This is a genomic window from Salinicoccus sp. ID82-1 (assembly GCF_021991715.1).
In the GTDB taxonomy this organism is placed as follows: Bacteria; Bacillota; Bacilli; order Staphylococcales; family Salinicoccaceae; genus Salinicoccus; species Salinicoccus cyprini.
In genome coordinates, this window is record NZ_JAGFLY010000003.1 from 303460 (window position 1) to 329899 (window position 26440).

General features: G+C 49.6%; 23 protein-coding genes and 3 pseudogenes. 8 read left to right on the top strand and 18 right to left on the bottom strand.

The window, feature by feature from the left end:
* Positions 1 to 7: 7 nt before the first annotated feature.
* From J4760_RS09325 to J4760_RS09375, 12 genes and pseudogenes are all read right to left on the bottom strand, one after another.
* Complete coding sequence (locus tag J4760_RS09325; protein WP_237605512.1) at positions 8 to 502, bottom strand: MogA/MoaB family molybdenum cofactor biosynthesis protein; 495 nt, start codon at positions 500 to 502, stop codon at positions 8 to 10.
* Positions 503 to 511: 9 nt separating this feature from the next.
* Positions 512 to 1513, bottom strand: coding sequence for a ThiF family adenylyltransferase (locus tag J4760_RS09330; protein WP_145290561.1), 1002 nt, complete (start codon positions 1511 to 1513; stop codon positions 512 to 514).
* 4 nt (positions 1514 to 1517) lie between these two features.
* Entirely contained in the window at positions 1518 to 2702 is a 1185-nt protein-coding gene (locus J4760_RS09335) for a nitrate/nitrite transporter (protein WP_237605513.1), read from the bottom strand.
* A 96-nt stretch (positions 2703 to 2798) separates the two neighbouring features.
* Positions 2799 to 3332: a hemerythrin domain-containing protein gene (locus tag J4760_RS09340; protein ID WP_145290555.1), complete on the bottom strand. Its 534-nt coding sequence runs from the start codon at positions 3330 to 3332 to the stop codon at positions 2799 to 2801.
* Between the two features lie 15 nt (positions 3333 to 3347).
* Positions 3348 to 3551 (bottom strand): annotated as a pseudogene (locus tag J4760_RS13315) (response regulator transcription factor); the annotation flags it as partial.
* 65 nt (positions 3552 to 3616) lie between these two features.
* Positions 3617 to 3998, bottom strand: a pseudogene (locus J4760_RS13320) (response regulator); the annotation flags it as partial.
* Between the two features lie 11 nt (positions 3999 to 4009).
* A complete protein-coding gene (locus J4760_RS09350) occupies positions 4010 to 5041 on the bottom strand; it encodes a sensor histidine kinase (RefSeq protein ID WP_237605514.1) in 1032 nt (343 codons plus the stop codon).
* Complete coding sequence (locus J4760_RS09355) at positions 5034 to 5495, bottom strand: GAF domain-containing protein (RefSeq protein ID WP_237605515.1); 462 nt, start codon at positions 5493 to 5495, stop codon at positions 5034 to 5036. Before J4760_RS09355 ends, J4760_RS09350 begins: the two co-directional genes overlap by 8 nt.
* A gap of 32 nt (positions 5496 to 5527) precedes the next feature.
* Positions 5528 to 6202 (bottom strand): respiratory nitrate reductase subunit gamma, encoded by a 675-nt coding sequence (narI, locus tag J4760_RS09360; protein ID WP_145290543.1) that lies wholly within the window; start codon positions 6200 to 6202, stop codon positions 5528 to 5530.
* Positions 6195 to 6773, bottom strand: a complete 579-nt coding sequence (gene narJ, locus J4760_RS09365; RefSeq protein ID WP_145290540.1) for a nitrate reductase molybdenum cofactor assembly chaperone — start codon at positions 6771 to 6773, stop codon at positions 6195 to 6197. The genes narI and narJ overlap by 8 nt, the downstream gene beginning before the upstream one ends.
* A complete protein-coding gene (narH, locus tag J4760_RS09370) occupies positions 6766 to 8319 on the bottom strand; it encodes a nitrate reductase subunit beta (protein ID WP_237605516.1) in 1554 nt (517 codons plus the stop codon). The genes narJ and narH overlap by 8 nt, the downstream gene beginning before the upstream one ends.
* Complete coding sequence (locus J4760_RS09375; protein ID WP_237605517.1) at positions 8309 to 11980, bottom strand: nitrate reductase subunit alpha; 3672 nt, start codon at positions 11978 to 11980, stop codon at positions 8309 to 8311. The genes narH and J4760_RS09375 overlap by 11 nt, the downstream gene beginning before the upstream one ends.
* A gap of 223 nt (positions 11981 to 12203) precedes the next feature.
* Here J4760_RS09375 and J4760_RS09380 point away from each other — a divergent pair, with 223 nt between their 5' ends.
* Positions 12204 to 12908 (top strand): response regulator transcription factor, encoded by a 705-nt coding sequence (locus tag J4760_RS09380; protein WP_255695387.1) that lies wholly within the window; start codon positions 12204 to 12206, stop codon positions 12906 to 12908.
* Complete coding sequence (gene pnpS / locus J4760_RS09385; RefSeq protein WP_237605518.1) at positions 12905 to 14686, top strand: two-component system histidine kinase PnpS; 1782 nt, start codon at positions 12905 to 12907, stop codon at positions 14684 to 14686. Before J4760_RS09380 ends, pnpS begins: the two co-directional genes overlap by 4 nt.
* A gap of 71 nt (positions 14687 to 14757) precedes the next feature.
* On the opposite strand, the gene J4760_RS09390 is transcribed toward pnpS, so the two are convergent.
* Positions 14758 to 15444, bottom strand: a complete 687-nt coding sequence (locus J4760_RS09390) for a DUF542 domain-containing protein (RefSeq protein ID WP_145290527.1) — start codon at positions 15442 to 15444, stop codon at positions 14758 to 14760.
* A 134-nt stretch (positions 15445 to 15578) separates the two neighbouring features.
* Here J4760_RS09390 and J4760_RS09395 point away from each other — a divergent pair, with 134 nt between their 5' ends.
* Positions 15579 to 16547 carry a hypothetical protein gene (locus tag J4760_RS09395; protein WP_237605519.1) on the top strand — a complete coding sequence of 323 codons (969 nt, stop codon included), beginning with the start codon at positions 15579 to 15581 and terminating at the stop codon, positions 16545 to 16547.
* A gap of 44 nt (positions 16548 to 16591) precedes the next feature.
* A pseudogene (locus J4760_RS09400) lies at positions 16592 to 17182 on the top strand (LOG family protein).
* Here the strand turns inward: J4760_RS09400 and J4760_RS09405 are convergent.
* The 5 genes from J4760_RS09405 to J4760_RS09425 form a co-directional block, all read right to left on the bottom strand.
* Complete coding sequence (locus J4760_RS09405; RefSeq protein WP_237605520.1) at positions 17179 to 17739, bottom strand: GNAT family N-acetyltransferase; 561 nt, start codon at positions 17737 to 17739, stop codon at positions 17179 to 17181. The pseudogene J4760_RS09400 and the gene J4760_RS09405 overlap by 4 nt on opposite strands.
* 71 nt (positions 17740 to 17810) lie before the next feature.
* The gene (locus J4760_RS09410; RefSeq protein ID WP_237605521.1) at positions 17811 to 18155 is read right to left on the bottom strand and encodes a hypothetical protein; all 345 of its coding nucleotides are present in this window, start codon (positions 18153 to 18155) and stop codon (positions 17811 to 17813) included.
* A gap of 69 nt (positions 18156 to 18224) precedes the next feature.
* Positions 18225 to 18485, bottom strand: coding sequence for a hypothetical protein (locus J4760_RS09415; protein ID WP_237605522.1), 261 nt, complete (start codon positions 18483 to 18485; stop codon positions 18225 to 18227).
* Positions 18486 to 18654: 169 nt separating this feature from the next.
* Positions 18655 to 20334 carry a glutathione ABC transporter substrate-binding protein gene (locus J4760_RS09420; RefSeq protein ID WP_145290510.1) on the bottom strand — a complete coding sequence of 560 codons (1680 nt, stop codon included), beginning with the start codon at positions 20332 to 20334 and terminating at the stop codon, positions 18655 to 18657.
* Between the two features lie 171 nt (positions 20335 to 20505).
* Positions 20506 to 22167 (bottom strand): glutathione ABC transporter substrate-binding protein, encoded by a 1662-nt coding sequence (locus J4760_RS09425; protein WP_237605523.1) that lies wholly within the window; start codon positions 22165 to 22167, stop codon positions 20506 to 20508.
* A gap of 301 nt (positions 22168 to 22468) precedes the next feature.
* Between J4760_RS09425 and J4760_RS09430 the strand changes: the two genes are divergently transcribed.
* From J4760_RS09430 to J4760_RS09445, 4 genes are read left to right on the top strand one after another with little or no spacing between them, the layout of a single operon-like run.
* Complete coding sequence (locus tag J4760_RS09430) at positions 22469 to 23377, top strand: ABC transporter permease (RefSeq protein ID WP_145290504.1); 909 nt, start codon at positions 22469 to 22471, stop codon at positions 23375 to 23377.
* A 10-nt stretch (positions 23378 to 23387) separates the two neighbouring features.
* A complete protein-coding gene (locus J4760_RS09435) occupies positions 23388 to 24308 on the top strand; it encodes an ABC transporter permease (protein WP_237605524.1) in 921 nt (306 codons plus the stop codon).
* 16 nt (positions 24309 to 24324) lie between these two features.
* Entirely contained in the window at positions 24325 to 25341 is a 1017-nt protein-coding gene (locus J4760_RS09440) for an ABC transporter ATP-binding protein (protein WP_145290499.1), read from the top strand.
* Positions 25319 to 26413: an ABC transporter ATP-binding protein gene (locus tag J4760_RS09445; protein ID WP_145290497.1), complete on the top strand. Its 1095-nt coding sequence runs from the start codon at positions 25319 to 25321 to the stop codon at positions 26411 to 26413. The genes J4760_RS09440 and J4760_RS09445 overlap by 23 nt, the downstream gene beginning before the upstream one ends.
* The last annotated feature ends 27 nt before the right edge of the window (positions 26414 to 26440 follow it).

Below are 26440 nucleotides of genomic sequence, written 5' to 3' on the forward strand. Positions count from 1 at the left end.
GCACGCTCTACTTGTTCAGTTCATGGACGAAGTGGTTCAATTCGGGCAGGATTAGCCGTTCCATGCCAAGTTTCACTGCACCGGTCGAGCCGGGCAGCGCAAAGATGACTGTACGTCCGACTGTACCTGCCACAGCCCGCGACAGCATGCTGCGCGAGCCGATGTCTTCAGTGAAACTGAGCATTCTGAAGATCTCGCCAAACCCTTCGATCTCCTTATCGAATAGAGGGCGCAGCGCTTCGATTGTCACATCCCGGCGGGCGATGCCGGTCCCGCCTGTAGTGATGATGGCATCCATGCCGAAATCCACCAGATGCTGTACAGCTCCCGAAATTTCTGCAGCATCATCCTTCACGATGCGATAGTCATCGATCACCGTGTTGAGCGGTGCCAGCTGGTCGATGACCAGACGTCCCCCTTTATCCGTTTTCTGATTGCGCGTATCACTGACGGTGATGACACCTACCCTTATATCCCGATCGATTGTGCCCATGATGCTCATAGCAGCCTCCTAGCCGAATAGTTGATTGACGAGCGTCTTTGCCTTATTCATATCATCCAGGCCATGGATCAGCATGCGTCCATTATGGAAGCAGACAAAACGGAAGTGCTCGTAATGGAACTCCTGAAAATAGGGTGTCCGGTTGATCTCTGTGCCGAGACGGGCCAGTGCGCTATCGACAGCCGAAGCCGTAATGCGTGCATCCATTACTTGCACCGTGTCCCTGCCGCATAGCCGCATGGCGTGGTCGGCACGGTCATCAAGCGACGGATAGACCGGGTGCTTGCCGCATGTTTCACATTCATCCGACTTCATTCCATCGATGCGATACTTCATGTGCTCCATGTCCCAGACGCTGCCGATATGCATATGGTGCGGAGGGCCGAACTGCCCGGTCAGTATCTTCAGGGCCATCGTCACCTGTTCGGCAACCGCCATATGTACAGCCGGCGCGATGATTCCTGCGGTGTCACATGTCAGTGTCGTCGCCGGAAGCACCGGTACAAGGCACCGGTAGCACGGCGTCTCACCCGGCATGAAGCCGGCACTGCTGTAGGATGCCTCGACGCAGGCGGCGTATACCCACGGTCTGCCGAGCCTGTAGGCAGCGTCATTGATCAGCAGACGGGTGTCGAAGTTATCCGTCCCGTCAAGCAGCAGATCTGCGGATTCCGCAAGACCTTGAAGCAGCGGGGCATCACAATGCGCAATATGCACCTCCACTTCAAGGTCCGGCCGTATTTCCAGAAGCCGTTCCTTTGCTGCTATCACTTTCGGCTGCTTTTCTTCTGCATCCTGGGCTCTATATAATGTCTGGCGCTGAAGGTTGGAATATTCCACATAGTCCCGGTCGATCAGAATCAGCTTCCCGACACCGGCACGGGCCAGCATTTCAGCAGACAGTGAACCGAGCGCACCAATTCCGACGATGAGCACCGTACTTCCTGAAATGAGATGCTGTCCCGCTTCACCTATTCCATTGTAGAGTACCTGCCTTGAATAACGCTCCATTTCATCACTCCGACACCAATTGATTTTTCTTAAGATTACTATTCATATGGAACATTGTAAACAGACTGATGATACAGAAGACGGACAGCAGTACGAATCCAAGGGCATAGCTGCCGGTCATGCTATGGGCCTGGTCTATGACGATCGGCGGGAAGAATCCGCCGAGCCCGCCCATCATGGCAACGAAACCATTGCTGATACCTGCCTGTTTCGAGAAGTAGGTCGGCACGAATTTGAATACGAGACCGTTGCCGATACCGGCACATACCGCCGCCAGCAGGGAGCCTACTGTAAACAGGAAGATGAAGTTGTACGTGAATGCCAGCAGCAGTCCGGATAGCGCCAGACCGATGAACGTGATGATCAGGGCGTGCAGTGCATTGAATTTATCCCCGATCAATCCCCCTATCGGCCTGAGCACCGTCGCTATGATGATGAATACCGCTGTTCTGATGCCGGCATCAAGTGTGCTTAGATTGAACAGTGCTTCGTCTGTCAGAAATGCCGGTAAAAATAGTCCGAATGCAACAAACGCACCGAATGTGATGAAATACCATAGATTGAAAAAGTAGAACTTGTAGTCCCGCGTGACTTCCTTGAACTGCTTTGCCAGCGGCAGATTGACTTTGCGTTCATTGCGGTCTCCCATGATGAACTGCAGTATGGCGAAGAGTGCCAGTACAACAAGATACGTCTGGACCGCCGCCTGCCAGCCGCCAAAGGAGAGTGCCAGTGCCGGCGCACCGAAACTCGTCACCGCAGTACCGATATTCCCCATGCCATACACACCATTGACGAATCCATGCTTCTCCTTCCGGTAGTACTTCGGCAGGCTTGTGACACCGATGCTGAATGTCGCCCCGCCGACGCCGAGGAATACAGCAGAAATCATCAGATCCATCGGTGTCGTGGCGATGCTCAGATAGAATACTGGAATCAGCAGGAAAATGAAACTGAACAGGAAGACCACCCGTCCCCCCATCTTAATGGCGAATATGCCGAAAGGAATACGCAGCACCGAACCGAGTATTACGGGCAGTGCCACAATGAGCGCACGCTGGTCGGCAGCTTCCGGTATGTCCTTGACGATCTCCGGGAACAGGGGTGCAAGCAGGGTCCACACCATGAACCCGGCCAGCAGGCTGAATGTCTGGAGGATAAGCTGTTTCTTGCCCATTTTTTCATTCATACGGATCAACCTCATTTACTTTAGATTGTGATTTATTTTACAAATATATTATATAATCTGCATATCACTCCAAGTAAGGAGGGAAAACCCTATATTTCAAGCGCTTGTAATCAGTGTATTGACCTGCTCGAGCAGTATCTCCTCATCAACTGTCTTCAATACTTTATCCGCCATCGTGAAGAGTACGGATTCTTCCTTGACCATATGTACCATCAGCACTTCATATGCCTCCATCACATCTTTGACCATTTCGTTCATGCGTTCAGTCGACATGTCATTCATGTCGTGCATGGTATGGTGGAAAAAGTGTTCGATATAGGCATCAATTTCCTGGTGCTCCTCTTCTATTGAAAGGATCGGCCCCTGTTCAAGCCCGATATACGCCCCGAGCATCGGGAAGAAATAATTCTCCTCCTTGGCCTGATGACGTTTCAGCGGTGCTTCGAATGCTTTCAGCTTCTCCCTCAGATCCTTGATCACCATCAGGCCTTCGAGACGGCTTCTGACGTCGCCATGCTCAAATTTCAGAACCAGCTGAAACCAGTCGTCCATCAGATATTTGAGGTAGCGGTGCTCGTTTTCCAGTACGCGCAACGCTTTGATTCTGAATTGAAACTTATCCTGATCCATCCTATCCACCTACATTCAGAAATCTATCAGTTTTTTCTTCATCGCATACTCCACAAGCTCCGGACGGTTGGACAGCTCGAGCTTCTCCATGATTCTCGATTTATGGGCCTCCACCGTCTTGACCGAAACAAAAAGCATCTCTGCAATGTCCTTGTTGCCGTATCCTTTGGCGATCAGCGGCAGTATTTCCAGTTCGCGCCGTGTCAGGACGCTGAACGGTTCGCCCAACTGTTCCGGCATCACTTCATTGTTGAGCAGCCGTTCGATATTTTCATCCATCAGTACAGGATCGACATACCGATCGCCGCCATGCACCTTTCTTATTGCCCGGATCAGTTCGTCATCCGGTGAATTTTTCAAAATGTAGCCCTTGGCACCACTCTTGAATGTGTGGACGATGTACTCCTCGTCGTCATACATCGTCAGTATCAGTATCTTCACTTCCGGAAATGCATCGTTGATGCGGCTGGCGGCAAAAAGACCCGATTCACCCGGTGGCATGCTGAGATCCATCAGGAGAACGTCCGGTTCGAGTGCCTTCACCTTATCGAAAGCCTGCCTGCCATCCGCTGCTGTGCCGATCACTTCCATATCCTTCTGGTAGTTGATCAGCATGCTGAATCCTGTCCGCACCACCGCATGGTCATCCGCAATGACAATCTTCATCCAATCTCCTCCTATACTGGAATGGAACCAAATACCTTCGTCCCTCCGCCGGGCACACTGTCCACACTGACAGTGCCACCGACACTGCTGGCCCGTTCAGACATTCCAAAAAGACCGAGACCCGTCCCGACCGGTGTGTCTCCGGTATGGAAACCGAGCCCTGAATCTTCTATTGCGAACTTGATATGATGGCTTTCTCCATCCTTTGTTTCTTCGAGTGCGACATCGATGGAATCCACTTCGGCATATTTTGCTGCATTGAATATGGCTTCCTGGATGATTCTATACAGTACCGTCTCCACTTCCGGATTGAAGCGTTTCTGATCGACATCAAAAATGAAGTCCACGCTGATGCCATACTGCCTTTCAATCCACTTGAAATGGGTTTTGAGTGCCGCTTCTATCCCAAGATCGTCAAGGCTTGCCGGCCTGAGCTCCACCGAAATGTTTCTGACATAGTCCAGGAGCTGACTCAGGGATTCCTCGGATTTGACCATCTTGTCATTGAGCATCTCGCGGTCATCGACATATTTGAGCAGCCTCATCTCAAGCAGCACATTCAGAAGTTCCTGTGTCACACCATCATGCAGATCTCTCGAGATGCGTTTCCGCTCGTCCTCCTGAGCCTGGATGATGCGCTGGGTCAGTCTTTTCTGATGCTCGATCTCCTGTGTCTTCAACTGCTCCGCCAACGAGTTCAGAGTGAATACACTGATTTCATTTTCCGGATCGATGCGCTGGAAATTGGCGATGAAAGGTACCACTTCGCCGTCCCGTGTGCGCATATAGACCTGGAAGGAGACGATCTCCTCCTGATGGAGATAGCAGTTGGTGCATGCCACGCGTCCACCTTCCATGTACATGCCCTGGCAATGATTGCATATGTGCTGGAACTGGCTTCTATCATAGTCCGTATCATCCAGCGTATTTGCAGCGTGTGCGTTCATATGGACAATTTCTCCACTTCTATTGACAAAGAGGATCATCTCTTTGGAATGATGAAACATCGCCTCAAGCAGAGAAGTCAGGTTGGATTCATTCATTGACCATCAGCTCTTTCAATATTTGTTGTCTGAGTGTCTTTTCAACATGCTGCTTGACCATTTCATATTCCGCCTTTGTATACATCCGGCTGTCCCTGTTGCCCATCAGCAGAATGCCCATGACTTCTTCATCATCATTCCATAACGGCATGGCGATGAAGCTCTGCAGCTGTTCCGTCTTCAGTATGGGATAGCGGAAAAGGTCGCGTTCCATATCCGTTCCGGTGATGTCGGTGATGATCATCGATTTGCCGGTCTTCATCACCGTTCCCGGCACGCCTTTGCCCCTTTGCAGTGCAATCCGTTTCCACTGGTCACCAAGGCTTCCGATGCTGTACTTCCATCGGATCATGTAGTTGGTCTGTCTTACTCTGATATCAGTCAGCGCCACAAGATCGAAATCAAATGTCTTTTGAATATCCGATAATGTCACTTCAATGCTAATCTCGTTCATAATACGCCTCCATTTCCAGGAGATCCCCTCTGCTACTTATGTTTACGGTAGACGATATAGCTTCTACCTACATAGTTGAACGGCAGGCTCCATGCGTGCACAAGACGTGTTGCAGGCCATAAGGCAAAGATCAGAAATCCGGCTAATACATGTATTTTAAAGCTCAATGGCACATCTGTCATCAGATTTGCGTCCGGCGAGAAGACGAATAGACTTCTCAGCCATACGGAAATGGACGTCCGATAGTCGAAATCCGTCACCACTGCATTCGTGACGAGTGTCGCATAGACACCCATGAACGTAATGAAGAGCAGCAGGAAATTGACAATGATGTCGGAAGCCGAACTCAACCGGCGGACCGCCTGCTTGGTGATGCGCCTGAAAGTCAGCATGATCATGCCGGCGAGCATGACGATACCGAAAAATCCACCGATGTATACCGCTCCGATATGATAGAGATGTTCCGTTACGCCGATGGCTTCCAGCCAGCGTGCCGGTATGAGCAGGCCGACAATATGACCGAAGAATACAGGAATGACCGAAAAGTGGAAAAGAATGCTGCCGATCATCAGCTGCTTCTTTTCGATGAACTCACTGGACTTGGCTGTCCAGCCGAACTGGTCGATACGGTAGCGCCAAATGTGGCCGACGATAAAAACTGCGACGCATAGATATGGGAAGATGACCCATAGGAACTGATCAATCATTTTCCACGCCTTCTTTCTCAGACACTTCCACACATGCCTTGAATGTCTCCCTGAGCCCCTTGATCAGGTTGAAATACGGACTTTTATTCTTCTCAAGTGCCTGGATGATATGATAGGTGCCATCTTCCAGTACCATGATGAGCAGCGTCATGCTCTCCTTTGCCCGGTCATCCCCACGCCAGTCGGCAGCATAGAGGAATTCGAGCATCAGCGGCAGATAGTCGCTCAGTTCATTGTCAGGCATCTGGAGTCCGAACATTTCATACAGCACCTTGAGCTTGGCAAGCATCTGCCCCCGCTCCTTCTGATCCTCGAACTTGAAGTAGGTCATGTAAAGGTTGGTATGCTTGTCGAAGTCGAATGTCTGCGTATACACCTGCTGGATCTCATCCAGACTGATTTCATGCATGTCCTCCCAGTACTGATTGATGAACGGCTTTGCAGGATGGTCTTCATGGAACACCCCTTCGAACTCCCTCGGGTGGAAATCAAGCTTCTCCGGATAGGTGAGCTGATTGGCAAAAAAGCCGAATGACTGCTTGTAGTCGTATAGTTTATCAAGGTTAATCACGCCAGATTCCTCCATAGAAATTCTCTTCATAGACCGCCTTGCCGGACTTCGCCATTGAAGCCTGTGACAATGACGGCCCACATCCATCGCAGTCGGAACCACCGAAGCCGAAACCGCTGCTGCCCTGCGCCCGGTATGGATCCGTATACTGCTCTCTGTGGGACGTCGGAATGACGAAGCGGTCTTCATACTTGGCAATCGCGAGTAGGCGGTACATTCTTTTCGTTTCATTGGCCGACATGCCGACGCGGTCGAGCTTTGTTTCATCGAAATCCTTGCCGCTTGAGATGGCACGCATGTATTGGCGCATCATCGCCATTTTCTGCAGTGCCCCTTTGACAGGTGTGACGTCCCCGGCAGTCAGCATATTCGCAAGGTACTGAAGCGGGATGCGCATTTCCTCTATTGCCGGGAAGATGGCATCCGGATTCTTGATGGAATCACGGCCTTCAAAGTAGTTCATGATCGGACTGAGTGGCGGGCAGTACCATACCATCGGCATCGTACGATATTCCGGGTGCAGCGGGAAGGCAAGCTTGTACTTCACGGCAAGGTCATATACCGGTGAACTTTGTGCCGCTTCGATCCAGTCGGCTGAGATGCCGTCGCGCTCCGCCTGTTCGATTACTTCCGGGTCGCTTGGATCCAGGAACAGATCAAGCTGTGCTTCATACAGATCCTTTTCATTTTCGGTAGAAGCGGCTTCGAGTACGCGGTCTGCGTCATAGAGCAGTACACCGAGGTAGCGCATTCTGCCTGTGCAGGTTTCGGAGCATACTGTCGGCAGACCCGCTTCCACACGCGGGAAGCAGAATGTGCATTTTTCAGCCTTGTTCGTCTTCCAGTTGAAGTACACCTTCTTATAAGGACAGCCGGTCATGCAGTAGCGCCAGCCGCGGCACGCCTCCTGGTCGACCAGCACGATGCCATCCTCGTCGCGCTTGTACATCGCACCTGATGGACAGCTTGCGACACAGCTCGGATTCAGACAGTGTTCACATAGTCTTGGCAGATACATCATGAATGTCTGCTCGAAGTTGAATTTGATCTCTTCCTCGATCTTTTCGATATTCGGATCCTTCGGTCCTGTAATATGGCCGCCTGCAAGATCATCCTCCCAGTTCGGTCCCCATTCAAGGTCCATCTTCTTACCGGAGACGACGGAATGCGCCTTTGCCACAGGACTGTGCTCACTCTCCGGTTTCGTAATCAGATCATGATAGCTGTATGTCCATGGTTCATAGTATTCCTTCATTTCAGGCATATCCGGGTTATAGAAGATCTTGCCGAGCGCAATCTTGGAAAGCTTCGTACCGCTCTTCAATTCCAGACGACCGTTTTTAAGCTTCCAGCCACCCTTGTAGTGCTCCTGGTCTTCCCATCTTTTCGGATACCCGATGCCCGGCTTCGTCTCCACATTGTTGAACCACATATACTCGGCACCCGGTCTGTTCGTCCATGTACTTTTGCATGTCACACTGCATGTATGGCAACCGATGCACTTGTCGAGATTCATTACCATTGCGATCTGTGCTTTAATCTTCAAGCCAATCGACCTCCTTCATTTTTCTTACTGCAACATATACATCCCGCTGGTTGCCGATCGGGCCATAGTAGTTGAAGCCATAGCTCAGCTGTCCATAGCCGCCCACCATCTGTGTCGGTTTAAGATGTATCCTTGTCGGTGCATTGTGGCTGCCGCCGCGCGTATCGGTGATCTCCGACCCCGGCATTTCGATGTGCTTGTCCTGTGCGTGATACATGAACATCGTCCCTTTCGGCATCCTGTGGGATACGACCGCCCGTGCATTGACGACACCGTTGCGGTTATAGACTTCAAGCCAGTCATTATCATTGATATCATGTGCTTCTGCATCAAGTTTCGACAGCCATACCGTCGGTCCGCCCCTGAAGAGCGTCAGCATATGCAGATTATCCTGGTATGTGGAATGGATATTCCATTTGCCATGCGGTGTCAGATATCTCAGCACCAGACTGTCCACGCCACCTTTTATCTGCCTGTCCCGCGAACCGAACACCATCGGCGGCAACGTCGGCTTGTACACCGGCAGTGCCTCGCCATACTGCAGGAACATGTCGTGATCGATATAGAAGGACTGGCGGCCTGTAATGGTCCTGAACGGTACCTGCTTCTCGATGTTTATCGTAAATGGACTATATCTCTTACCCGGCTTGTTGTAGCCCTGGAACACGGCAGTCGGAAGCACTTCCCGAGGCTGTGCCGTAATGTTCTTGAATGTGATCTTCTCGTGCGCCCGATCTGCTGGGATGTCCTGCACCGGCATGCCCGTCTGATTCTCCAGATTCTCGTAGGATTTCCTCGATACTTCACCGTTTGAACATGAGGCGACATGCAGAATTACATCCGCCACATTTCTCGCCGTATCCATGACCGGCAGGCCATCCTTTATCGTGCCGTCGGTATAGACACCGAGCATCGATTTCAGTTCCTCATACTGCTTCGATACATTGAACGCAACCCCGTGGGCGCCGATATTATTTTTGAACAGCGGACCTGCAGTGATGAACTTGTCATAGACTTCCGTATAGTCCCGTTCGACCACTTTCATTCCCGGCATCGTACGTCCCGGAACAGCCTCGACCTCGCCTTTCGACCAGTCCTTCACGTGACCGAGCGGCTGTGAAATCTCCTGCTTTGTATCATGCGCCAGGGGCGACGTCACAAGGTCCTTGTGCTTGCCGGACAGATGCGTCTTCGCCATGTCGCTGAACCGCTTCGCCAGATCCTTGAATATGTTCCAGTCGGATTTCGATTCCCAGAGCGGGTTGACCGCCGGATTGAACGGATGGATGAATGGGTGCATATCGGTACTGGAAATATCATGCTTCTCGTACCATGTCGCTGCCGGTAGGATGATGTCGGCGTAGATCGGCGTTGCCGTCATCCTGAAATCGAGTGCAACCATCAGATCAAGCTTGCCTTCGACATCCTCGCGCCATGTAATCTCCTCGGGCACAAATTCGTCATTCGGCGTTGCCAAAAGACCGTTTTTTGCGCCAAGCAGGTGCTTCATGAAGTACTCCTGCCCTTTGGCGGAAGAGGAGATCAGATTGGAGCGCCAGATAAACAGCGTTTTCGGATGATTCTCCTTGGCACCCGGATCTTCGATTGCAAACTTCGTTTCTTTATTTTTCAACTGATCGACTGCCAGATTGATGATCGCTTCATCGGAGTCATCCCCCTTCTCTGCAGCTTCCCGGGCAAAGTCGAGACTGCTCTTATCGAACTGCGGATAGCTCGGCAGCCATCCGAGGCGGGCGGCAAGCACATTGTAGTCGGCCGGATGCTTATAATTGATTTTTTCAGCTGTCGGCGACTGCAGCGCATCTGCACCCGATTCCTCATATTTCCACTGCTCGGTTGCAAAATAGAACCAGCTCGTTGCGTTCTGCTGGCGTGGGGGCGCCTGCCAGTCCTTGGCAAATGCCACCTGGCCCCAGCCTTCGTATGGACGGACCTTCTCCTGACCGACATAGTGCGCCCAGCCGCCACCGTTCTTGCCCTGGCAACCGCACAGCATGACGAGGTTGAGGATGGCACGATAGATGGTATCGGAGTTGAACCAGTGGTTGATGCCGGCACCCATGATGATCATGGACCGTCCGTCGGTTTCGACGGCATTCTGTGCAAATTCCCGTGCAATCTGTACGACCAGCGACTGTTTGACGCCTGTAATCGTCTCCTGCCAGGCAGGTGTGTAGATGCACGAAGCATCATCGTAGCCTTTTGCTTCATTTTCAGTACCGAAGCGGTTGACGCCATACTGGCTGAGCATGAGATCATGAATGGTTGCGACATACCTTTCAGTACCGTCAGCCAATGTGACTCTGCGTGCAGCAATCGGACGTCTGAACACGCTGTTGCCGGCATTGTCGAAGTACGGGAAGGCAATCTCTACAACTTCGGATTTTCCGTCCTCGATAGTCAGAGCCGGATCGATCGCGGCACCATCCTCGCGTTCAAGCTTCAAGTTCCACTTCTTGCCTTCTTCCCAGCGCTGGCCCATGGTGCCGTTCGGTGCCAGCATCTCATCCGTATTCGCATCCAGGATGACCGGCTTCCATTCGGCATGCTCCGATGCCACCCCAAGGTCGCTTTCCCTCAAGAACCTGCCGGCTTTCAAAGTATCCTCGAATGTATCCAGCATGATGAGGAAAGGCATGTCTGTGAAACGTTTTGCGTAGTCGATGAACATCGGTTCCTGCCTCTGATGATAGAATTCATCCAGGATGACGTGGGTCATGCCCTGTGCCAGTGCGGCATCCGTACCTGGATTCGGTGCCAGCCAGTTGTCCGCAAACTTGACGTTTTCTGCATAGTCCGGTGCGACGGAGACGATCTTCGTCCCCTTGTACCTCACTTCCGTCATGAAGTGGGCATCAGGTGTCCGGGTCAATGGAACATTGGAACCCCACATCATCAGATAGTTCGAGTTGTACCAGTCCGCCGATTCCGGGACATCCGTCTGCTCGCCCCAGATCTGCGGGGAGGCATTCGGCAGATCGGCATACCAGTCGTAGAAGCTGAGCATCTCGCCACCAAGCAGTGAGATGAACCTCGAACCGGCGGCATAGCTGATCATGCTCATCGCCGGAATCGGCGTGAACCCTGCGATGCGGTCAGGACCATATTTTTTAATTGTATAGATGAGCTGGGCTGCAATCAGCTGGGTGGCGTCCTTCCAAGTCACACGGACATGGCCGCCCATGCCACGGGCCTGCTTGTATGTTTTCGCCTTCTCTTCATCCTCAATGATGCTCGCCCATGCCTGGATCGGGTCCCCTGTCTCTTCCAGTGCCTGCCGCCATAGGCGCCATAGTTTTCCTCTCATATATGGAAACTTGATGCGCATCGGACTGTACTCATACCATGAAAATGAAGCCCCGCGCGGACATCCCCTCGGTTCATACTCAGGCATATCAGGACCGCATGACGGATAGTCCGTCTGCTGATTCTCCCATGTGATGATGCCGTTTTTGACAAATACCTTCCATGAGCATGAGCCGGTGCAGTTTACACCATGGGTGGTTCTGACGACCTTGTCGTGACTCCAGCGCTGACGGTACATCTTCTCCCATCCCCTGCTTTTCTCTTCCATTATTGACCAGTTGCCATTGAACTTTTCCGTCGGTTTGAAAAACTTCAGGCCGAACAATCTCTCCATCTGTGCCACTCCCATCAGAATAACTACTGTATCTTTAAGATATCTTCATTATCTGCCTGGAGGGGATGGAAAGATATTAGGGAAATTCCTACTTTTTTTCACATGGCTCGAAAAGAATGTGACAAGTATGTAAAGTTTTTAAATTTTCCATGTGTGTATGGTAAAATGTAACGGCTGACATAAACATAATTGACTGAAAGATAAATGAAAGGGAGTTATTATTTTGTATAAAATCCTCGTTGTTGATGATGAACCATCTATTGTTACACTTATGAAATTCAACCTTGAAAGTGCAGGTTATGAAGTGATGACAGCGGAGGATGGACGACAGGGCCTGGATCTTGCCCTGACCGAAAAGCCCGACCTGATTGTCCTGGATCTGATGCTGCCCGGTATGGACGGCATGGATGTGTGCAAAATGCTGAGACAGGAGAAGATGGATACACCCATCCTGATGCTGACGGCCAAAGACGAAGAGTTCGATAAGATTCTCGGCCTGGAACTCGGCGCGGATGATTATATGACAAAACCTTTCAGTCCACGCGAAGTCGTTGCACGCGTCAAGGCGATACTGAGAAGAACACAGACGGTGAAACCGGATGAGGAGGCGGATGATTCCACCATCCTGCGTCTTGGTGATCTTGAAATACGTACAGACACGTATGATGTCTATGCCCGTGGCAAGCAGCTTGTGCTGACGCCGAAGGAGTATGAACTGCTGCTCTACCTGGCCAATCACAAGAATAAAGTACTCAGCCGCGATCAGCTTCTGAACGGTGTATGGGATTTCCATTACGATGGAGATACACGGATTGTCGATGTACATATCAGCCATCTTCGCGAGAAGATCGAAGCGGATACGAAACGGCCAACCTATATCAGGACCATAAGGGGATTCGGCTACAAGCTCGAGGTGCCTGCTGAATGAAACGCCTATGGGCGAGGATTGCACTCTCCTTCTTCATCCTGATCCTCATACTTGTCGTCATCCTATGGTTTTTCCTGACCGCTATCATGAAAGATGCCTATACAGATATGACTCGAGACCATCTGGTGGAAAATGCCCAGATGGTTTCACAGCTGATTGAGACTGCAGACACACATAATGACCCGGAAGCTCTGCAGGGTATGATCCGGCATTTCAACCAACCGATTGAAATGCGCTTTACCGTCGTGGATGAAGAAGGTGTGGTCCTTGCCGATTCGGAAAATGATCCTGCAACGATGAACAATCACATCAATAGGCCGGAAATCCAGGATGTCATCCGTAACGGTACCGCATTGGGCGAGTCCGTACGTTTCAGTACAACACAGCAGTTCAATATGATGTATGTAGCGCTGCCGCTTGTTGAACAGGGAGAAACAGTCGGTGCCATCCGGACATCACTCTCTCTACAGGTCGTGGATGAAGCCCTGTCCAGACTATGGGCCAGCCTATCCATCCTGCTCGGTCTGATGTTCCTCGTGTCCGGCATTGCAAGTGCAATGCTTTCAAGGAGCATCACGCGTCCGATCGACAATATCATGGACACCACATACCGTTTGAGGGAGAAGGACTACAGCAGCCGTGTAAACGTCTCTGCCAAAGGGGAGTTCGGTGATCTTGCCCTGTCCATCAATGCACTGGCTGCAAGTCTGCAGAAGCAGATGAAGGAGATCGAGGAGAATGAGCACCAGCTGACCAGCATCATCTCCAACATGGTCAGTGGTGTCATGCTGGTCAACGAAGAAGGCAGGGTCGTCCTGCTGAATTCGGCGATGGAGCGCTTCCTTTCCCAGCATAAGGATAATATCATCGGACAATCCTATGAAAAGGTGGGAGAACGCTTTGCTCTCACGCCTCATATCCAGGCTGTTCTGGAAAACAGCCAGAAGGTGCACGAGGAAGTTCATTCGTACTTCCCGCAGGAACGCATCATGGACGCCCATCTGGCACCATACTACGGACAGGGTTGGCAGCAGAAAGGTGCCATTGTCGTGCTGCATGATATTACAAATATCAGAAGGCTTGAAAAGATGCGCAGCGACTTCGTGGCCAATGTATCGCATGAACTGAAGACCCCTGTCACCTCCGTCAGCGGATTCTCCGAAACACTGCTCAGTGGTGAAGTGACGGACGAAGCGACGACAAGGCAGTTCCTGCAGATCATATATGATGAAAGCCAAAGACTCGACAGGCTGATCAGTGATCTGCTGCACCTCTCCAAGATCGAAAAGCAGGAGATGCCGCTCGACCTTGAAATCATGGACATGACCGCTCTTGTCCATGAGGTTGCCAAAACACTGCACAACTCCGTCGAAAAGAGGAAGACACGGCTCACCCTGCCTGAAGCGTCAAAGGAGATATATCTTCAAGGGGATCAGGACCGTATCAGGCAGATCATCCTCAACCTGGTCGGCAATGCCATCAACTATACTGCCGAAGGGGGCAGAGTCGATATTTCACTGAAGGAGAATATCAATACCGTCCGTCTCATCGTCAAGGATAACGGCATCGGCATCCCTGAAGAGAGTCTGCCCAGAATTTTTGAACGGTTCTACCGCGTGGACAAGGCACGTGCACGCCATTCCGGTGGGACGGGTCTTGGACTGGCCATAGTGAAGCACCTGATAGAATCCCATCATGGGGAAATAGAAATAGAAAGCCGTGAAGGCGAAGGGACAACAATTACCGTAATCCTTCCGAAAAACCAGGAAGTGGACTAGACTGCACATCAATTTCATAAAGCAGAACAGGCCTGCCTCCACATGGAGGCAGGCCTGTTCTGCTGATCGGATCAATCGTAGTGCTTTTCCCTCATTCTTTTGAACAGTATATTGTTTTCAAGATGGACATGATCCAAAGTATCCTTCTCGAGCTTTTCAAGTCTTCGATAGACGAGACGGATCGTACCGGAATCCTCTTCTGACGGCGTATAGTCATTTGTGAAGTCACGGAGACGCCAGAAAGTCTCTGCTGCATTGCGGTGCTCGTCTTCAAGTTCGGTCACATGCGGTTTGAGCGCCTCTTTTTTATTTTCGGAAGGGTCTTCGAGGAATGAAGACAGCATCGGGAATACATTTTCGTCTTCATCACGGGTATGATCGAGCAACGCAGTCTTCAGGTTGAGGAATACATCCTCAATTACTTCGAGATCACCGTTCTCTTTGACCATCTTCTCTGCGTAGGACTCCAGAATCGGCAGTTCATCCTTCAGGTCTTCGTGGTATTTTCTCTGGATATAGCTGATTATGCTTTGTTCATCCATATATTTGATATCGATGCCGTCCTGGTTTTCAGTGCCCAACCTGTTGATTTCATACAGCAGATTCTCCAGTGGCAGATGATGATTTTCAGCGACTTCATCCAGTGTCCTATTTCCATCGTTGGCAAAATCAACCCTCTGTTTCCTGAAAATATCCCCTGATTTCGGAATTTCTGTTACGATATTACCAAGCGTCATCTGTCCAGTAATTGTTTTCACCCTGCATTCCTCCTCATTATTACTTCAATCATACCTTTATCACTGGGTTTCTAAACGATTTTGTTTACAGTTTAATGAAACAGCGGCGAGGGTATATTATAATCATCCTATACGAACACGCTGGAGGTTAAGTAATGAATGATAAAGTGAAAAAGGCCGTAACGCTGCTGCCTGTAGTACTCGTTCCCCTTTTTAACGAAAGAAACCGCATCAAGAAGCATCCTGACGTACAGAAGGTCAGTGCGACATCGAGCACTATATACCATTCTGCCAAAGACAAGAGCGTGAGCGCCGCCCAGTCGGTCAAAAGTGCAAGTACGACCACATATAGGACAGGAAGGACGGCAATTACGAAAGTCGGTGATGCTGTCGCCGACAGACGTGTCCACCATACTTACAAGAAGGAACAGAAGCAGTACCAGAAAAACCTTCAGCAGGAAGAAGCCCTGCTCAAAAAGTTTGAAAAGGAAAAGGAAAAGCATAGAAAAGAGCGCCTTAAAGAACAATCTTCAATTCCGGTACCTAAAATTCTGCAGGCGGAATCCGATCAGATGGATGATAATGACGACAAGTCGAAAGCCATGACCATCGATGATGCATACAGGGGGCCTGAGAACGAAACACCGGAGACAAAGGCCGAAATGAAAACCAATCCCGACAACTATGGTATTGCCACCGAATACAGTGAGGATCAGGAAAACAACCGTTCAAGCCTGACGGATGACGACGAAAAAAGACTCGATATCGATGCCGAAATGACGGATGGTACCGAAGACAATAACGAACAGGAGAGATTTGACCACATGGATCAGAACATCAACTACTGGATTGACAAGAAAGTAAAAGGTCACGAATCGGACGGATATGAAAATGGAGATCTGTTCACGAAGCATAAGAACAAGCTCGATCCGAAGCACGCAGTATCTGTAAAGAAGGAAACAGCTCAGGAGGATTCGCTTTTCAACAGGCATCGGGGCCTACAGGAGACGAGAGTGTCTGCCAGAGGACGCAAGACAGGAGAACCCGGCGCAGTGACGAAGTCCAGAAGACAGAAGAAGCTGGAGAAGAAAATCGAAAAGCATAAAAAGAAGCAGTATAACTGATAAGTGGATCATACCCATCTTTAACAAAGAGAGGTGTCATGATAATGAAGATCAGAAACATTACCATCTTCTGTGGTGCTCGGACGGGAGATGACCCCATCTATGAAGAACAAGCCTATGCACTTGGTGCAATGCTGGCAGAAAAGGGCATCGGTGTTGTATTTGGTGGTGGTGCCATCGGACTGATGGGCGCTGTGGCTGATGGTGCACTTTCAAAAGGAGGCACTGTAACCGGCGTCATCCCGAAGTTCCTGGTTGAACGGGAAATGGCACATCCGGATGTTCAGCACATGGAAATCGTCGAAACCATGCACGAAAGAAAAGCGAAGATGGAAGAACTCGGTGATGCCATCCTTACGCTGCCCGGGGGTGCCGGCACCTTGGAGGAATTCTTTGAAATCTTTACTTGAGGACAGATTGGACTGCAGAAGAAACCGATTGGACTGCTTGACGTCAATCATTTCTTCGATACGCTGACCCACCTTTTCGAGAAGCTGATTGCTGAAGGCTTCCTCGAAGAAAAATATATGGGTCTGCTTTTCATCAGTGACGATGCTACTGAAATCCTTAAAAGTTTCGAGACATTCGAACCTGTTGAAGCAAGGACATATGATAAATCAAAACGGCGCCCCTAGGGACGCCGTTTTGATATTTCAAGCTTATATACGACATGTTTCTTCAGTGAGTGACCATCTATGATGCGAGGATGATCAAATGCTTCCACCCGGGACATGCCTATTTTCTCCATCACATGGATGGAGGGAAAGTTCTTTTCGGCCGCGAGGCCATATATTTCTTTAATATCCGTATGGCGTTCTGCGAACTTGAGTACACCTATCGCCGCCTCTGTGGCAAATCCCTGGTTCCAATGCTTCTTCATCAGTCGCCAGCCGATTTCGATGCAGGGCAGGAAGTCCAATCTGAAGGGACCATCCTCCTCCAGTACTTGTATGCCTGTGAAACCGATGAACTCACCTGTATCTCTTCTCTCTACAGCAAACAGTCCAAACCCTCTGTCCTCAATATCCTTTTGGGCATCGATGACATATTGCCTGGATGCTTCTGCCGACAGAAGATCCGGAAAGTAGCGCCGTACGTCAGGATCCTGGTTCATTCTGATAAAATGAGTGATGTCGCTCTGTTGCCAATCACGCAAAATTAAACGCTTGGTTTTGATGTATTTCATGCTCATTTCCAACCACTCTTTCAATTATTGATGCTCTTTGCCTAAAAAGAATTGAAAGAGATAGAAGTGCAGACATTCTACTGTTCTTCCACTTTATCACTTTCATTATCCATCGGTGCATCCATTCTCTTATAGGTAATGAGCTGCACTTTCACTTCTTTATCATCGAAATCATAGTCTTCGAGATGATCTTTCTTTTCGGTAGTGAACACTACATCCACAAAATCATGGGATTCCTTGAAATCATATCTCACATTGAACGTTTCAAACTCCTGGTCAAGGTTCGGCTTTTTGGCTACGAAGCGGGAAGTATCGCCTTCAAAGTCCTGTACTGCCATCCCGGTGATTTCTTCTATTTCATAACCCAGTGATTCAAGTGTCATTTCCCTGCCTTCAATGATGTTGAACTTATCCTCATGCATGAAAATCTCCTCGCTCTCAAAATGTTTACTTCATGTATTCCCTTTTGAAAAGCATTTAATCCTACCAGACTACTCTTGTTGATTTTCAGCTTCTTCCTCATCGTCCTGCTCCGATGCACCGGACTCTTCTTCTCTCAGCGATTCAAGTTCCGCCTCTTTGGCGCTGATATTCTCTTCGAGCTGGCTATTTTCCTCTTTGATATTCTGAATTCTATTCTCCAGAGACTTATTCTCCTGATTGACTGTTTCAAGATCTTTCGCCGCCTGGCTTTCATCCTCTCCGCATCCTGCGAGAAGCACTACTAGTGCGATGGCAGTTAGACGTTTCATTCGATCACCCTTTTTTCATTCTGTTGTCGATTATATCATTTTAAACTGATCATGAGAATTCAAATAGCGTGATAGGAACGCGGATTCAATACCGTTCCCAGGAAGAATAAAGAACCGGGAAACATTTGAAATGTTTCCCGGTTCATGAATATCATTTTTTCAGAGGTGGCTATTCACTGATTGTCACGTCTCTGAGGTCATAAATATTGTAGCGGTTGATGCCGATGTTTTCCACGTTATTACTGTAGGCATTGAGATTCTCCGAGTGTCTGACGAAGATGGCAGGTGCATCGTCTACAAGAATCTGCTGGGCCTGCTGATAGATTTCCTCTCTTGCTTCAGGATCGGATTCCCGTTTCCCTTCATCCAGCAATGCATCGAGCTCTTCATTCTGATAGAATGAGCGGTTACCCTCTGCACCGACCATGGATGAATGGAACAATGGTGAAATACCATTGTCAGGGTCACCAGTAGAGTTGGACCAGCCGAGAATGAACATATCGTGCTCTCCATTTCCGGTCATTTCGAGGTATGCACCCCACTCCACCTGTTCGATGTTGACGTTGATGTTAAGTTCAGCCAAAGATTCCTGGAGCCATACAGCCATATCCACACGTTCCGGGTTATCGTCATTGACCATCAGGTTGACATCAAATCCATCCTCATATCCTGCTTCGGCAAGCAGTTCACGTGCCCTGTCCATGTTGTACTCGGGACCTTGCAGATCATCACTGTGTCCAAGTATGCCTGGCGCAAGCGGACCGACTGCAGGTGTACCGGAATCATTATACACACCCGCCAGTACAGCATTCTTGTCGAATGCATGAGTGATTGCAAGACGGACCTGCGGGTCGTTCAGCGGCTCTTTTTCCGTATTGAAGCCGATATAGTCGATGGATACGGAATCCGTACGCTCCAGAGTTACATCCTCATTGTTTTCCATACGTTCGATATTGCTGGACTCGACTTGTGCAATGAAGTCGGAAGAGCCCGTTTCAAGCTCTGCAATTCTGGAGCCTGTTTCGGAAACTACTTTGAATGTTGCAGAATCGATTGTCGGTGCACCATCCCAGTAGTCTTCATAAGCTACAAGTTCAGTGCTCTCTCCAGGATTTCTGTTTTCGAACTGCATGTAGTTTGAACCAATCGGGTTCTGCTCTACGACAGTACCGATAAATTCACTGATCGATCCGGACACTTCCTCATATTCTGCGCCACCTTCTGCGCGCAGTTCGTAGTATTCTTCGGCAGTCATATCAAGTCCTGCTTCATCGATCGCATTCTGATAATCTTCATCGATCAGATCGCCACTCATCATCTTGCCAGCACCATGTGTCAGGTGGTTGATGATGGGTGCAAATGGAAACTCGGTGACGATTTCCACCTGATAGTCGTCCACAACATTCACTTCTTCAATCATTTCCAGAACAAATGCACGTTCAGAAGCTGCAGCAGTATCAAGCAGACGATCAAGGTTCTTCTTGACGACATCTGCATTGAACTCACTGCCATCATGGAAAGTGACATCCTCCCTCAGAGTGAACAGCCATGTCGTATCATCAGTCTGTTCCCACTCAGTTGCAAGCAATGGAACGACTTCAAGATTCTCATCCTGGGTTACAAGCCCTTCATACATCGTATCCCTCACCTGTTCGGATGGCACGTCATTACTGCCATGCGGGTCCATGGACACGGCATCACTCGGGAAGGACAGGACCATATCCCCGCCTCCACTGGATGCTTCCTCACCACCAGTGTCTCCACCAGGTTCAACATTGCTATCATCGGTACAGGCCGCAAGCACAAGCACAATAATGCTGAGCAGCAGCAACTTCAAGTAATTCTTCATTCATTATTCCCCCTGTAGTCATCTTCTCCCATCATCCAGTTTATATGTATATTTGGGATAAATATATCTTATAACAGTAAGACTTTTCTTTCAATAAGGAATATTCAGAAATGTTTTGGTAAAAAACATATGGATATGCCGAATCTGCATATCCATATGACTTTGTGCCCATCAATTTTCCAGAGTGACATTCCTGAAGTCCGGCTTGTTATAGCGGTCTATGGAAAGGCCTTCGACTTCATCCCTGTAAGCATTTGTACTTTCCGCCTGCCGCATGAATATCGAAGGTGCTTCTTCTATCAGCAGCTGCTGCGCTTCCTGATAGATTCTCCTCCGTTCTTCTGTATCGGTTTCCTGCCTGCCTGCTTCAAGAAGAGCATCCAGTTCATCATTCTCAAAGAAGAAACGGTTCCCCTGGCTACCGATCATGGAAGAATGGTACAGCGGCCACAGCCCCTGGTCCGGGTCTCCTGTTGTATTCGGCCAGCCCAGTATGAAAATATCATGCTCGCCTGTACTGGCTCTTTCAAGATACGCGCCCCATTCGATCTGTTCCACCGAGGCTTCAATGTTGAGCTGCTGCAGCGCCTCCTGAAGGTAGACAGCGACATCGACTCTTTCAGGCGTATCATTTGTAATGATGGATATTTCAAATCCATCTTCATACCCTGCCTCCGCCATAAGGGCTTTGGCACGGTCCACATCATATTCCAGCCCTTCAATACTCTCATCATAGCCCAGCACTTCAGGCTGCAATGGTCCATCCAGTGCTCTGCCTGTACCATTGTATATTCCTTCAAGCACTTCTTCCTTGTCGAACACATGGGTGATGGCCTGACGGACCCTCCTATCGTCGAGAGGCGCCTTGCTGGTATTGAAGCCCACGTATTCCATCGAGATCGAATGGAACGTATACATATGGGTTTCCGGGTTGTTTTCGATTCTTTCGATATTGCTTGCGTCAAATCCACTGATCATATGCGAGGCACCTGTTTCCAGTTCTGCGACCTGTGAGCTTGTCTCCGTCACAACTTTGAAGGTGACAGTGTCAAGGTTTGCCGGCGTGCCCCAGTAGTCATCAAACCTGGACAGGACTGTCGATTCGCCCGGATTCCGCTCCTCAAGCTGCAGGTAGCCTGTACCGGCAGGATTCTGCTCCACTACCGAATGGAGATATTCGGAAATATCACTGCTGACTTCCTCATATCCTTCTGCATCGGATTGCCTTAGACTGTAGAGTTCCGAAACTGTCATATCCACCCCGGCTTCCTCCAGGGCATTACTGTAGTCCTCATCGATGACTTCCTTGCTTATCATACCGCCTCCATCATGTGTCAAATGATGGAGTAGCGGCGCAAATGGATAGGATGTGACAATTTCAACTTCATATTCATCCACCACTTCGACCGATTCTATCATTTCAAAAAGATTCATTCTGGGTGAAGCGACTCCCGGATCCAGCACCCTATCCAGGTTGGCTTTGACCACTTCCGCGTTGAAAGGGCTGCCGTCATGGAATGTCACGTCTTCACGCAGTGTAAATGTCCATGTCACGTCGTCTTCCTGTTGCCATTCCGTAGCCAGTAGCGGTTCAATCTCCAAGTCTTCATTCTGTGTAACCAGACCTTCATAGATTGTGTTCCGTACTTTATCCGAAGGGAGATCATTGCTGCCATGGGGGTCGAGCGATACAAGATCACTGCTTGTGGAAAGTATGAAGTCCCCTCCACTCTGGCTTTCGTTTCCGGCATCGGGCTCAACATTGCTATCATCGGTACATCCTGCGAGTATCAGAATACAAAGCATCATGATCGTCACTGCTGTTTTCTTCATCCATACACTCCTTCATATCATTTTCCTACCAAATAAGTATGCATTAAGTATATTTTCATGTTATAGTATTATTTCGAATTGTTCAACTCCTTGTGAAATTTATTCTTATACATATATGGATATGAGAAGCACGCCGCAATGCTCTTATTACACTTTTATAAAGGTATTTCTCCAACAAGCGAAAGGAAGGGTCCCGGTTTCTTTTATAAATATTGATATATTGTCGATAGGAATGTATCATAATGATTAGCAATTCATGAATTTTCATAAAATTCAATCATGATTTTTAGGAGGTCAAACCATGGTAGTTGCATCCAAAGAAAGAATTCGTGATACCAGGCCGGTTAATCCGCGGGTAAAAAGTCTTAAAGATACATTCAGGCGTCTCAAAAAGAATAAATCCGCCCTTGTCGGCTTCTATGTCCTCGCATTCTTTTTCGTGGTATCGATATTTGGTGCAATCGATGCCAACTACGGACTGACAGGCATCAGTTCGAATGCCACAAATCTTACTTCCAAGCTGGAAGGCCCATCCGGTGCCCACTGGTTCGGAACAGATCATCTGGGTCGGGATATCTTCATAAGAATACTGCATGGCATGTACATAACATTAGGGGTAGGATTTGCAGCAACATTTCTGGCAGGACTTGTCGGTGTGCCACTCGGTATTCTTGCGGGATACTACGGTGGATGGTTTGATACCGTCGTCATGAGACTCATGGACATCCTGCTGGCGTTCCCTGGCATCCTGCTGGCGCTGGCCATCGTCAGTGTTCTTGGCGGCAGTACGATCAACGTGACGATTGCCATCGCAATCGGAGCCATTCCCCAGTTCGCACGCATCGTCAGGGGCTCCACTCTGACGACAAAGAAACTGGAATATGTCGATGCCATCCGGGCACTCGGAGCGCGTGACGGAAAAATCATATTCCAGCATATACTGCCGAATATCATGTCACCGATCATCGTCAATACGACGCTTTTCATCGCAACGGCGATTCTGACTGCAGCTGGTCTTTCATTCCTTGGTCTCGGTGTACAGCCGCCGACGCCTGAATGGGGTGCCATGCTCAATGATGGCAGGAACTATATGTACCAGGCAGGACATATTACACTGTTCCCTGGCATGATGATCGTCATCGTCGTGCTTGCATTCAATCTATTCGGAGACGGATTGAGAGATGCACTTGATCCGAAAATGAGAAAATAGGAGGCATCACATGACTACATTTATCATTCGCAGACTACTGCAGCTGATCCCTGTACTGCTTGGGGTGACCATACTCGTATTCAGTCTGATGCATCTGACTCCGGGTAATCCGGCAGTGATCATGGCCGGAGAAAGTGCACCACAGGCCACTGTCGAGGCGATCGAACAGCGTCTCGGGCTCAATGATCCGCTCCACGTCCAGTACTTCAATTTTCTGGGCAACGCGCTGCAGTTGGACTTCGGTACATCCATAAGAGATAATATCCCTGTATTTGAACACATACAGCCAAGGTTTCTGATCACCTTGGAACTGACAATATACTCCATGATCTTTGCCATTGTGCTCGGCCTGCTGGCTGGTATCGTTTCAGCTGTCCGCCAGTATACTTTTTCTGATGTTGCAATCATGGTCGTGGCGCTGTTCGGTCTGTCCATGCCGAACTTCTGGCTCGGACTCATGCTCATCCAGTGGTTTTCAATCAATCTTGGGTGGCTGTCACCGACCGGATGGGGAGACCCTGACCAGCTTGTCCTGCCCGTCATCGCACTTGGAACAGCCGGGGCGGCGATCATCGCACGTATGTCGAGAAGCAGCATGCTTGATGTCATATCACAGGACTACATCAGAACGGCCAGGGCAAAAGGAGTAAAAGAACGCGTGGTCATCTTCAGACATGCGCTGAAGAATGCCATGATTCCTGTAGTGACCGTCATAGGATTGCAGTTCGGCTACTTCCTGGCCGGCTCGGTCCTTACCGAAAGTGTTTTCGCAATCAATGGACTCGGACGGCTCATCATCGACGCCATCCTGCAGAGGGATTTCCCTATCGTACAGGGTGCCGTACTTGTCGTCTCGGTATCCTTCGTCATAGTGAATCTCATTGTTGATATATCCTACAGGTTCCTCAACAAACGCGTGGACCTGAACTAAGTTGGGAGTGACACATGTGTCAGAAAATATTCTTGATATAAAAGATTTGAGAACTTCCTTCTTTGTGGAAGGAAGTGAAGTGAGAGCAGTCGATGGCGTAACTTTCCAGGTACCGGAAGGAAAAACTCTCGGCATTGTCGGAGAATCCGGATCCGGCAAGAGCATCACCGCCCTATCCATCCTGCAGCTTATAGAAAGACCTGGTGAGATTGTCGGAGGCAGCATCAATTTCAAAGGGGAAGAACTTACAGAAGCAAAGAATGCCCGTATGCGGGATATTCGGGGAAATGAAATCTCCATGATCTTCCAGGAACCGATGACCTCCCTGAATCCGGTCTACACCATCGGACAGCAGCTGAGGGAGTCGTATAAGATCCACCAGGGGCTCGGTAAAAAGGAAGGGACGAAGCGGGCAATCGAGATGCTTGAGCTTGTCGGCATCCCGTCTCCTGCCAAGCGTGTCGACCAGTATCCATACGAGCTCTCGGGCGGCATGCGCCAGCGTGTCATGATTGCCATGGCTCTCGCGTGCAGACCGGAACTTCTGATTGCCGATGAACCGACGACCGCTCTTGATGTCACCATCCAGGCGCAGATTCTGGAACTCATCAAGGAACTTCAGAATGATATCGGCATGAGTGTCATCATGATTACGCATGATCTCGGGGTTGTAGCGGAAACTTGCGACTACGTCGCTGTCATGTACTGCGGAAAAGTGGTCGAGTACGCGGATGTTGAAACTTTATTTGAAAATCCCAGACATCCCTACACGGTCGGTCTGCTGAACTCGCTTCCGCGCCATGATGTCGACCAGGATGAGCTGATACCGATTAAAGGCAGTGTCCCTGCTCCGGATGAAATGCCGACAGGTTGCCGTTTTGCACCAAGATGTCCGCATGCATCGGATATATGCAGCAAGCTTCCTGAACTTGAAACCCAGGAAGACGGAAATGATGTCAGATGCTGGATCTATACCGAAGAATGGGATGGCGAGAAGGGAGTAGCAGTCTATGACAGAGAACACACTACTTAAAATTGAAAACCTGAAGCAGTATTTCCCGATAAAGGGTGGGTTTCTTGGACGTACCGTCAACCACGTCAAAGCCGTTGATGATATCTCTTTCACCATCGGCAAGGGAGAGACTGTATCTGTCGTCGGTGAGTCCGGCTGCGGAAAGTCCACTACCGGACGCGCGATACTGCGCCTTGATGAACCGACAGAAGGTAAAGTCGAATTTGAAGGCAGGGATGTCCTCGGCATGAACGCCAGGGAGATGCGGAAGATGAGAAGCGAGATGCAGATCATATTCCAGGACCCCTACGCCTCTCTCAATCCACGCAAAACCGTACGCCAGACGCTGAACGAAGCAATGGAGATCCAGAATGTCGTCCCTAAAAAGGAACGCAATGCACGCATTATCGAACTGATGGAAACAGTCGGTCTGCAGAAGCACCAGATCGATCGCTTTCCTCATGAGTTCTCTGGTGGCCAGAGACAGCGTGTCGGTATTGCACGTGCCCTCTCGGTCAATCCGAAGCTCATCATCTGTGATGAAGCAGTCAGTGCACTCGACGTCTCCATCCAGGCACAGGTTCTGAACCTGCTGAAACGTCTGCAGCGCGAAATGGGACTTACCTATCTCTTCATCGCGCACGACCTTGGTGTCGTCCGTCACATATCGGACCGGATCATTGTCATGTACCTGGGGAAGATTGTAGAAATGGGAGAAACGAAAAGCATATTCGAAAATCCTCAGCACCCTTATACGAAAGCGCTGCTGTCCGCAATCCCAGTACCCAACCCGAAAAAGAAATCCGAGAGGATCTTCTTGCGCGGGGACGTCCCCTCCCCGATCGATCCGCCGACGGGCTGCCGTTTCCATACAAGATGTCCATTTGCGACGGATAAATGCCGGGACGAAGTACCTGTACTGGAAGAAAAGGATGAAATATACAAGGATAAGCATAGTGTCGCCTGCCACTATGCGCTTGATATACAGCAGGGCAAGCACAAGCCGAAGTACAATATGACAGACGTACGTAGGAACCTTGATGACGAGGGTACCGATAATAAAAGCCAGGAAAAACAGCTGGAAAACGCATAGAACGAAAAAATGCCCCTCGATGAGGGG

What these genes read in the sequence shown, in the direction of transcription:
- J4760_RS09325 (WP_237605512.1), bottom strand. Translation starts at nt 502, where the DNA reads ATGAGCATCATGGGCACAATCGATCGGGATATAAGGGTAGGTGTCATC.
- J4760_RS09330 (WP_145290561.1), bottom strand. Translation starts at nt 1,513, where the DNA reads ATGGAGCGTTATTCAAGGCAGGTACTCTACAATGGAATAGGTGAAGCG.
- J4760_RS09335 (WP_237605513.1), bottom strand. Translation starts at nt 2,702, where the DNA reads ATGAATGAAAAAATGGGCAAGAAACAGCTTATCCTCCAGACATTCAGC.
- J4760_RS09340 (WP_145290555.1), bottom strand. Translation starts at nt 3,332, where the DNA reads ATGGATCAGGATAAGTTTCAATTCAGAATCAAAGCGTTGCGCGTACTG.
- J4760_RS09350 (WP_237605514.1), bottom strand. Translation starts at nt 5,041, where the DNA reads ATGAATGAATCCAACCTGACTTCTCTGCTTGAGGCGATGTTTCATCAT.
- J4760_RS09355 (WP_237605515.1), bottom strand. Translation starts at nt 5,495, where the DNA reads ATGAACGAGATTAGCATTGAAGTGACATTATCGGATATTCAAAAGACA.
- narI (WP_145290543.1), bottom strand. Translation starts at nt 6,202, where the DNA reads ATGATTGATCAGTTCCTATGGGTCATCTTCCCATATCTATGCGTCGCA.
- J4760_RS09375 (WP_237605517.1), bottom strand. Translation starts at nt 11,980, where the DNA reads ATGGAGAGATTGTTCGGCCTGAAGTTTTTCAAACCGACGGAAAAGTTC.
- pnpS (WP_237605518.1), top strand. Translation starts at nt 12,905, where the DNA reads ATGAAACGCCTATGGGCGAGGATTGCACTCTCCTTCTTCATCCTGATC.
- J4760_RS09395 (WP_237605519.1), top strand. Translation starts at nt 15,579, where the DNA reads ATGAATGATAAAGTGAAAAAGGCCGTAACGCTGCTGCCTGTAGTACTC.
- J4760_RS09405 (WP_237605520.1), bottom strand. Translation starts at nt 17,739, where the DNA reads ATGAGCATGAAATACATCAAAACCAAGCGTTTAATTTTGCGTGATTGG.
- J4760_RS09410 (WP_237605521.1), bottom strand. Translation starts at nt 18,155, where the DNA reads ATGCATGAGGATAAGTTCAACATCATTGAAGGCAGGGAAATGACACTT.
- J4760_RS09415 (WP_237605522.1), bottom strand. Translation starts at nt 18,485, where the DNA reads ATGAAACGTCTAACTGCCATCGCACTAGTAGTGCTTCTCGCAGGATGC.
- J4760_RS09420 (WP_145290510.1), bottom strand. Translation starts at nt 20,334, where the DNA reads ATGAAGAATTACTTGAAGTTGCTGCTGCTCAGCATTATTGTGCTTGTG.
- J4760_RS09425 (WP_237605523.1), bottom strand. Translation starts at nt 22,167, where the DNA reads ATGAAGAAAACAGCAGTGACGATCATGATGCTTTGTATTCTGATACTC.
- J4760_RS09430 (WP_145290504.1), top strand. Translation starts at nt 22,469, where the DNA reads ATGGTAGTTGCATCCAAAGAAAGAATTCGTGATACCAGGCCGGTTAAT.
- J4760_RS09435 (WP_237605524.1), top strand. Translation starts at nt 23,388, where the DNA reads ATGACTACATTTATCATTCGCAGACTACTGCAGCTGATCCCTGTACTG.
- J4760_RS09445 (WP_145290497.1), top strand. Translation starts at nt 25,319, where the DNA reads ATGACAGAGAACACACTACTTAAAATTGAAAACCTGAAGCAGTATTTC.